Source organism: Oceanobacillus luteolus, from assembly GCF_023715655.1.
GTDB lineage: Bacteria > Bacillota > Bacilli > Bacillales > Amphibacillaceae > Oceanobacillus > Oceanobacillus luteolus.
In genome coordinates, this window is sequence record NZ_JAMBON010000024.1 from 45,683 (window position 1) to 52,742 (window position 7,060).

Here is a 7,060-nt window from a genome sequence, read left to right on the forward strand (position 1 = left end):
TAGAAGCAGTTGTATAGTCATCATAAATGGAAGAAATGTATAGAGGTTGACAATATACCCGCGGGGGTATATTATAAATCTTGTAATAGATTTCCCGCGGAGAAATCAAGGAAACTTAAAACGTCGTTACGAACGACTATATTTTTTTATTAACTCACATACCCTGCGGGGTATGTGGAGATGCTTTATCAAAATAATACCTTGGGGGGTAAACGAATGATTCAAGCTAATCAATATCTTGATGCGAAAGGACTTGCCTGTCCCATGCCGATTGTGAAAACAAAAAAAGCAATGAACGATCTGGAAGAAGGACACGTATTGGAAGTTCAGGCCACTGACAAAGGGTCGATAGCAGATTTAGCTGCTTGGTCAAGTTCAGTAGGACATCAGTATTTAGGAACAGTGGAAGAAGCTGATGTTCTTTATCATTATATCCGCAAAGGTACGAATGAACCGGAAGTGGAAAAAACATTTGAACATACGATTCCACTAGATGAAATACAATCTCAGGAAGGGTTAATCTTAGATGTTCGTGAGGCAGCGGAATATTCCTTTGGTCATATCGAAGGTGCCATATCCATTCCACTCGGAGAATTAGATTCTCGTATGACGGAATTAGATAAAGAAAAAGAAGTATATGTGATTTGCCGGACAGGGAAACGCTCTGATTTGGCTGCACAACTTTTAGCGAAGAATGGCTTCAAAAAAGTATATAACGTTCTGCCAGGTATGACGGAGTGGGACGGAAAAATAGAAAAGGAAATATAGGAGGAATACAATATGTCTAATAAAGTAGCTATTATCGCAGCAAACGGTGGACTGTTTGATGCATACAAAGTATTTAATATTGCAACAGCCGCAGCGGCTTCGGATAAAGAGGTGCAGATTTTCTTCACGTTTGAAGGTTTGAATTTGATCCACAAACAAGCGATGCATAACTTGGAAATGCCGGAAGGAAAAGAACATTTTGCGGAAGGATTTGAAAAAGCCAACATCCCTTCCATCCCAGAATTAGTGGAAATGGCGCAAGAACTGGGTGTAACATTCATCGCTTGTCAAATGACGATGGATGTCATGGGACTTACGAAAGAAGATTTCGTGGATGGCATTGAAGTTGGTGGAGCGGTCACTTTCTTGGAGTTTTCGAAAGATGCAGCACCGACACTGACGTTCTAATGGATTACCGAAAAAACTCATGCAGTAGAGCAATGATCTACTGTAAATATTTTGGTGGAAAATATACCTAGGGGGGTAAAGGGAAGTATGACAGTAAACAAATGGACAGCAGCAAAAGTTGCTCGAAAGGTAATTGACCAGGAAGAACTTTTTATCTTAGATGTGCGTAACACCGATGCATTTGAAGATTGGAAAATAGAAGGACAAAACTTTGAGTATGTAAACATTCCTTATTTTGAATTGCTGGATGGCGTCGATGAGGTTCTCACGAAAATTCCAGCAGACAAAGAAGTGTTGGTCGTATGTGCCAAAGAAGGATCTTCCATTATGGTGGCAGAAATGCTGTCGGAAGCTGGGCGTGAAGTAGGCTATCTGGAAGGTGGAATGCGAGCTTGGAGCAGCTATTTGGAACCTATTAAAGTTGCGGATTTAAAAAATGGCGGAGAACTTTATCAATTTGTTCGCCTTGGGAAAGGCTGTTTATCCTACATGATTATTTCTGATGGAGAGGCTGCCATTATAGATGCGGTGCGTTTCACCGATGTATTCCTAGATTTTGCAAAAGAAAAAGGTGTGGATATTAAGCATGTGTTTGACACCCACCTGCATGCCGATCATATTTCAGGAGGGCGTCATATTGCCGCTGAAACAGGTGCAACGTATTATTTGCCGCCTAAGGATGCGACAGAAGTAGTATTTCCGTACACACCCTTAACAGAGCGTTTAAACGTGAAGGTAGGGGCTTCACAAATCAATGTAGAAGCCTTGTATTCACCGGGGCATACTATCGGTTCCACATCATTTGTCATTGATAATCGATTTTTACTGACAGGTGACATTTTATTTATGGACTCCATCGGTCGGCCAGATTTAGCTGGTAAGGCAGAAGATTGGGTCGGCGATCTGCGTGAAACCTTGTATAAGCGTTACCGTGAGTTGGCGGAAGACCTGGTCGTATTACCTGCACACTTTATGATCATCGATGAGTTGAATGAAGATGGTACCGTAGCGAGAAGATTAGGCGATTTATTTAAAGAGAATCATGGTTTAAATATCGAAGACGAAGCCGAATTCCGCCGTACTGTGACAGATAACCTGCCACCACAACCAAATGCACATGAACAGATTCGTCAAATAAACATGGGTAAAATCGCTCCTGATGAAGACGAACAAACCGAAATGGAAATCGGACCGAATCGTTGTGCGGTTCGCTAGAAAGTCATAATCGTTTGGTGTAAAAGACCAATTTGGTTTTTTACACCAAACATTTTAAATGATAAAGGAGCAATGCGATATGAACATTACGAAAACATTGGATGCTAAAGGCTTGGCATGTCCGATGCCGATCGTGAAAACGAAAAAGGCGATGGATAGCATTTCTTCTGGGGAAGTGCTTGAAGTACTTGTAACAGATAAAGGTGCAATAAACGATATCCCTGCATGGGCAACAGCAGGTGGTCATACCATCATCCAGCAAAAAACAGAAGCCGATGTTCTTTACTTTTATATACAGAAAGCAACGTAAAAACCAGATAGAGAGCAGCAGTTCCTACTCGCTTTTCTATAGTAGAAAGAAGGACTGTTAATGGAGATAACTTTTATTATTGTCGTATTTGCAATTGGATTTATTGGCTCATTTATATCAGGGATGCTCGGTGTCGGCGGCTCGATTATTAAATATCCGATGCTGTTGTATATACCGCCGTTGTTCGGTCTCGCGGCATTCACAGCCCATGAAGTTTCTGGAATCAGTGCCGTACAAGTGTTGTTCGCTTCGATTGCAGGAGTGTGGGCATACAGAAAAGGCGGTTACTTGAATAAACAACTCATCCTTTATATGGGTGGAGCCATCCTGATAGGTAGTTTGATTGGTAGTTTTGGATCCAGCTACTTGACTGAACAGGCAGTGAATATCGTGTATGGTATCCTTGCTGTTATTGCCGCGGTGATGATGTTTATACCGAAGAAACAAGTGGATGATGTACCACTAGATGAAGTGACTTTTAATAAACCACTTGCAGCAGTCTTAGCTTTCGTGGTAGGAATCGCCTCTGGAGTAGTAGGGGCAGCAGGAGGTTTTCTGCTTGTACCTATCATGTTGACTGTCCTCCGCATTCCAACACGGATGACTATTGCGACGAGTCTGGCTGTGACGTTGATATCCTCGATTGGGGGAAGCGCTGGTAAACTAGTTACCGGACAAGTGGACTATTGGCCAGCTCTCATTATGATCATCGCAAGCATACTAGCAGCGCCACTGGGGGCAAAGGTTGGTAAACGGATGAAAACAGGTATATTACAAGTCATTTTAGCAATGATGATAGCAGGTACAGCTGTCAAGATCTGGCTTGATATCTTGATGTAGTTGGCTTGACGATATACCTTGTGGGGTATAAAATGAATCTTGATAGGCTTAGTGGGAGTTATTCTGGGTATCTCCCTGTAGAGAAAATAACTCTATGTAAAGTTCTACAACTGAATTCCTCTAGGCCAGAGCTTAACTTATATATAAGCAAAGGATATCAGATAGATCATGATCTTCGTTGCCATGTGAAGGAGTGACATAAATGGAGTACGATAAATCAATTGTAAATCGATTAAAACGGATTGAAGGACAAATTAAAGGTGTTTTAGCGATGATTGAGAAAAATGAAGATTGTCGTGATGTCGTTACACAGCTGTCTGCTTCAAGAAGTGCGATTGACCGCACCATTGGAGTGATTGTCAGTACGAACCTGGAGCAATGTGTCCGGGAAAATATAGAAAAAGGCGAAAATACATCAGAGGTAGTGAAGGAAGCTATCAATCTGTTGGTCAAAAGTAGATAAGTTCACCATTCATGGGACAGAAAGAAGAGTTGGTGAACTTTTCTTTTTAAATGAAATAATACCCATGAGGGTATGGTGAGATAATTGGAGGCATAATAATGAAAGAAATTACAGCAAAAGAATTAGAAGATAAACTAGCAGCAGACGATAAAATAAATCTTATCGACGTAAGAGAAGACGTGGAGGTTGCTGCTGGTAAGATTCCTGGTGCAAAACATATTCCGCTCGGTGAAATCCCAGACCGCGTAGGTGAATTGGAAAAAGACGAACATTACTACATCGTATGTCGGTCCGGTGGCAGAAGCGGTAAAGCGTGTGAGTTTCTCAGCCAACATGGTTATGTAGTAACCAATATGGCCGGCGGCATGTTGGATTGGAAAGGGGAAACAGAGTAATGGAATGGATTTTCCTGCTTATCGTGGTTGTATTTTTCGCTAATCGATTCCTGCCTGTTAAAGGTATTACGAATATAAGTACCCAAGAGGCGAAGGATAAATTTAAGAATAGCGATGTACAGTTTATTGATGTTCGGACGCCGGGTGAATATAAAACTAATCATCGCAAACCGTTTATAAACATCCCTTTGAATCATCTTTCCAGTAAGATCGAGGCGCTAGATAAAGAGAAAGAAGTTGTTGTCATCTGCCAAAGTGGTATGCGCAGTGCAAAAGCTGCCAAGATGCTGAAAAAGCAAGGATTTGAGAAGATTTACAACGTAAAGGGTGGCATGAGTGCCTGGATTTAAAACGATTTTCCGGAACCTATTAATCAATGGAAATTGAGGTAGTCAGTAATGAATAATGATATAACAGTCTATACCACTATGACTTGTCCAGTATGTGGCATGGTTAAAGAATTTTTAACCAGTATGAGAATCGAATATAAAGAAGTTAATGTGGACTTGCATCCAATAGAACTCTTGAAATTGATAGGAAAAACACGTAGGTTTACAGTTCCTCAAATTCATATTAATGGAAAATGGATTTCCGGATTCAATCCAGTTGCAATACTGGAAGAAGTAAATTCAAAGGTTAATTGAAACAAAATATTAGGGAGAGATATAGAGGGCGATCTTAACAGATCGTCCTTTTTTATTTGGACGTCATCATTATTAACTTATTATTGTGTTAGTATGGGGGATAGGTCTGTAGAAAATAGTCACAGGTGGTGTAAACGTTGCAGGATTTAATTGGTATTTTTATGATTACTTTAATTCTAGTAGCTTGTTTATATGGTATTGAAAAGATAACAAGAACTGTCTTAGGAGTTAAAAAGGAATCTAATTCAGATTTCCATGTTAATAAATTACATGCCAACTTACATACTTTGCTAATTGTTATTTTATTTGTCCTCATCTTTGTAAACGATACATACAACTTCGTAGGCAATATAACAGCCATCATCATCTTTGCGCTTTCTCTATTTACATTCCGTTCCGTCATGCAAAAAATCTACCTAAAAGATTCTAAAGAATATTTAATAACGCTTGTTACTGGGGTTATCACAACTGGTATTGTGGGAGTTGCAATATATTTTCTAGTATAACTTTTTGATCTTACAATACGAATATTAAATTAACAGAAGCAGTAGTCCAAGAAGGATTATTGCTTTTTTATCATCTCTTATCCATTTTATGTCCGTTCCATATTATTTTTCAAGCAGCATATATTCGATATAAGTTTAAAATTTTACTACATTAAAATAATAAAAAATATTTTTTGAAATTCCGATGAATGCATTGGAAATTAATGTTAAAATGAAAGCGGTAAAACGCTCGAGGGATTTAATCTTTTAAGGGAGAGAACATACAAACTGAGGGGGATTCCATGAGTAAGACTGTTATTCATGTGTTCAATATTTTATTTGGAATTATCACCATAGGATTTAGTCTGTATTTTGCGTGGGGTGTATTGGCTTTCGGGGGTCTTGAGTATTTGCGCATTCTTGTTTTTCCATTGTCAGTAGCTATCGTATGGTCTTTTTTTTATTATCTTCAGGTTAGGTTTCATTCAGTTCGGGGGTTCATTGCTTTATTATTAATGGAAATAATGGTGCTTGCCATTGTCGTATCATTCATAGATCTGTAAATGGTGAAGAAGTTATTACATGATAGAGGAAAGAAATGTAAACGAGAGCGGGATAAGAATGTTACTAAGACGATTAGCTGTAGGGTTCACTACATTTTTTTTGTTATTTTTAGTTGGGTGTCAACAAGGTTCGGATGATGATACTAATAGTGATTCCATCGTTGAGTATGAGTATTTATCTCTCGACGAAGAGTATTCAGATGAAGTTAATGACTGGTTGAAAAATGCGAAAGATGATAATGAAGCAGGTTTGTATCACCTTAGTTCAGATGATGGATCAGAGTACGTTTATGGTAAGGGGTACAATCAAGCCAAGGTATCATACACGTATGAGGATGTTGAGGGAAAAATAAATAATACAATAAAAGCTACCTTGCTTGAAGGTGAAAGCAATGATGAGGTTTTAATAAGCATAACTCATAACACAGATGTTGAGGAAATTACGATAGTAGTGACAGATGATGTATCTGATTTTTAAATTAAAAAGTCTGGACATGTGGGACAATAGGAATTTTAATATAAAGCGGCGGGCAGTAGAGAAGGGGAAATAAATTATTCTTACATAAAAGAAAGCCTTAAATATAGGCTGTGTGGATTTTTGTACTTTTTGAAACGGGGTAATTCAAAAAGGAAAATGATTAAACAGATGTAAGGTTATTAGTGAAGTTATTAAAGAAGTTTTTATAGTTAGGGTTTTTATTGTATATCGCTTTTTTAGTTAGAGTTCTGTGACGTTGTTAAAACACTTGCTAAAATAGATGTAGGAAAGTAAATTTAAAAGGTAGATATGAAATATATGGAAATAAATATAAGTATGTGAAAGATTGTTCTTAAACTAACGGGGCAGCATTCCTGTAATGAACTAAAATGCGGGTTGTGTAAAAAAATAACCTCCTGATAGAATAAGAGAGTCCAAAAGCTTGCAGGCATTTATAGGACAAACTTATAAACCAGGAGGCTAATCAAGTG

At 38.5% G+C, this 7,060-nt stretch carries 12 protein-coding genes; all 12 read left to right on the forward strand.

What is annotated here, in order from left to right; genetic code table 11:
* The first annotated feature begins 216 nt into the window (after positions 1-216).
* The 12 genes from M3210_RS13425 (at position 217) to M3210_RS13480 (ending at position 6,569) form a co-directional block, all read left to right on the forward strand.
* Positions 217-768, forward strand: a complete 552-nt coding sequence (locus M3210_RS13425) for a sulfurtransferase TusA family protein (protein WP_251515379.1) — start codon at positions 217-219, stop codon at positions 766-768.
* Positions 769-780: 12 nt separating this feature from the next.
* Positions 781-1,176 (forward strand): DsrE/DsrF/DrsH-like family protein, encoded by a 396-nt coding sequence (locus M3210_RS13430; RefSeq protein WP_251515382.1) that lies wholly within the window; start codon positions 781-783, stop codon positions 1,174-1,176.
* A gap of 87 nt (positions 1,177-1,263) precedes the next feature.
* A complete protein-coding gene (locus M3210_RS13435) occupies positions 1,264-2,391 on the forward strand; it encodes an MBL fold metallo-hydrolase (protein WP_251515385.1) in 1,128 nt (375 codons plus the stop codon).
* A gap of 79 nt (positions 2,392-2,470) precedes the next feature.
* Entirely contained in the window at positions 2,471-2,701 is a 231-nt protein-coding gene (locus M3210_RS13440) for a sulfurtransferase TusA family protein (protein ID WP_251515388.1), read from the forward strand.
* Between the two features lie 60 nt (positions 2,702-2,761).
* On the forward strand, positions 2,762-3,541 hold the full coding sequence (locus M3210_RS13445; RefSeq protein ID WP_251515391.1) for a sulfite exporter TauE/SafE family protein: 780 nt from the start codon (positions 2,762-2,764) through the stop codon (positions 3,539-3,541).
* A 202-nt stretch (positions 3,542-3,743) separates the two neighbouring features.
* Positions 3,744-4,004, forward strand: a complete 261-nt coding sequence (locus M3210_RS13450; RefSeq protein WP_251515394.1) for a metal-sensitive transcriptional regulator — start codon at positions 3,744-3,746, stop codon at positions 4,002-4,004.
* A 98-nt stretch (positions 4,005-4,102) separates the two neighbouring features.
* The gene (locus tag M3210_RS13455; RefSeq protein WP_251515396.1) at positions 4,103-4,399 is read left to right on the forward strand and encodes a rhodanese-like domain-containing protein; all 297 of its coding nucleotides are present in this window, start codon (positions 4,103-4,105) and stop codon (positions 4,397-4,399) included.
* Positions 4,399-4,749 (forward strand): rhodanese-like domain-containing protein, encoded by a 351-nt coding sequence (locus M3210_RS13460; protein WP_251515399.1) that lies wholly within the window; start codon positions 4,399-4,401, stop codon positions 4,747-4,749. The genes M3210_RS13455 and M3210_RS13460 overlap by 1 nt, the downstream gene beginning before the upstream one ends.
* 48 nt (positions 4,750-4,797) lie before the next feature.
* A complete protein-coding gene (locus tag M3210_RS13465) occupies positions 4,798-5,043 on the forward strand; it encodes a glutaredoxin family protein (RefSeq protein WP_251515403.1) in 246 nt (81 codons plus the stop codon).
* 137 nt (positions 5,044-5,180) lie between these two features.
* The gene (locus M3210_RS13470; RefSeq protein ID WP_251515406.1) at positions 5,181-5,549 is read left to right on the forward strand and encodes a DUF4181 domain-containing protein; all 369 of its coding nucleotides are present in this window, start codon (positions 5,181-5,183) and stop codon (positions 5,547-5,549) included.
* 281 nt (positions 5,550-5,830) lie between these two features.
* Positions 5,831-6,091 (forward strand): hypothetical protein, encoded by a 261-nt coding sequence (locus M3210_RS13475; RefSeq protein ID WP_251515408.1) that lies wholly within the window; start codon positions 5,831-5,833, stop codon positions 6,089-6,091.
* A 19-nt stretch (positions 6,092-6,110) separates the two neighbouring features.
* Positions 6,111-6,569: a hypothetical protein gene (locus M3210_RS13480; protein ID WP_251515411.1), complete on the forward strand. Its 459-nt coding sequence runs from the start codon at positions 6,111-6,113 to the stop codon at positions 6,567-6,569.
* Positions 6,570-7,060 lie beyond the last annotated feature (491 nt).

What these genes read in the sequence shown, in the direction of transcription:
- M3210_RS13425 (WP_251515379.1), top strand. Translation starts at nt 217, where the DNA reads ATGATTCAAGCTAATCAATATCTTGATGCGAAAGGACTTGCCTGTCCC.
- M3210_RS13430 (WP_251515382.1), top strand. Translation starts at nt 781, where the DNA reads ATGTCTAATAAAGTAGCTATTATCGCAGCAAACGGTGGACTGTTTGAT.
- M3210_RS13435 (WP_251515385.1), top strand. Translation starts at nt 1,264, where the DNA reads ATGACAGTAAACAAATGGACAGCAGCAAAAGTTGCTCGAAAGGTAATT.
- M3210_RS13440 (WP_251515388.1), top strand. Translation starts at nt 2,471, where the DNA reads ATGAACATTACGAAAACATTGGATGCTAAAGGCTTGGCATGTCCGATG.
- M3210_RS13445 (WP_251515391.1), top strand. Translation starts at nt 2,762, where the DNA reads ATGGAGATAACTTTTATTATTGTCGTATTTGCAATTGGATTTATTGGC.
- M3210_RS13450 (WP_251515394.1), top strand. Translation starts at nt 3,744, where the DNA reads ATGGAGTACGATAAATCAATTGTAAATCGATTAAAACGGATTGAAGGA.
- M3210_RS13455 (WP_251515396.1), top strand. Translation starts at nt 4,103, where the DNA reads ATGAAAGAAATTACAGCAAAAGAATTAGAAGATAAACTAGCAGCAGAC.
- M3210_RS13460 (WP_251515399.1), top strand. Translation starts at nt 4,399, where the DNA reads ATGGAATGGATTTTCCTGCTTATCGTGGTTGTATTTTTCGCTAATCGA.
- M3210_RS13465 (WP_251515403.1), top strand. Translation starts at nt 4,798, where the DNA reads ATGAATAATGATATAACAGTCTATACCACTATGACTTGTCCAGTATGT.
- M3210_RS13475 (WP_251515408.1), top strand. Translation starts at nt 5,831, where the DNA reads ATGAGTAAGACTGTTATTCATGTGTTCAATATTTTATTTGGAATTATC.
- M3210_RS13480 (WP_251515411.1), top strand. Translation starts at nt 6,111, where the DNA reads ATGATAGAGGAAAGAAATGTAAACGAGAGCGGGATAAGAATGTTACTA.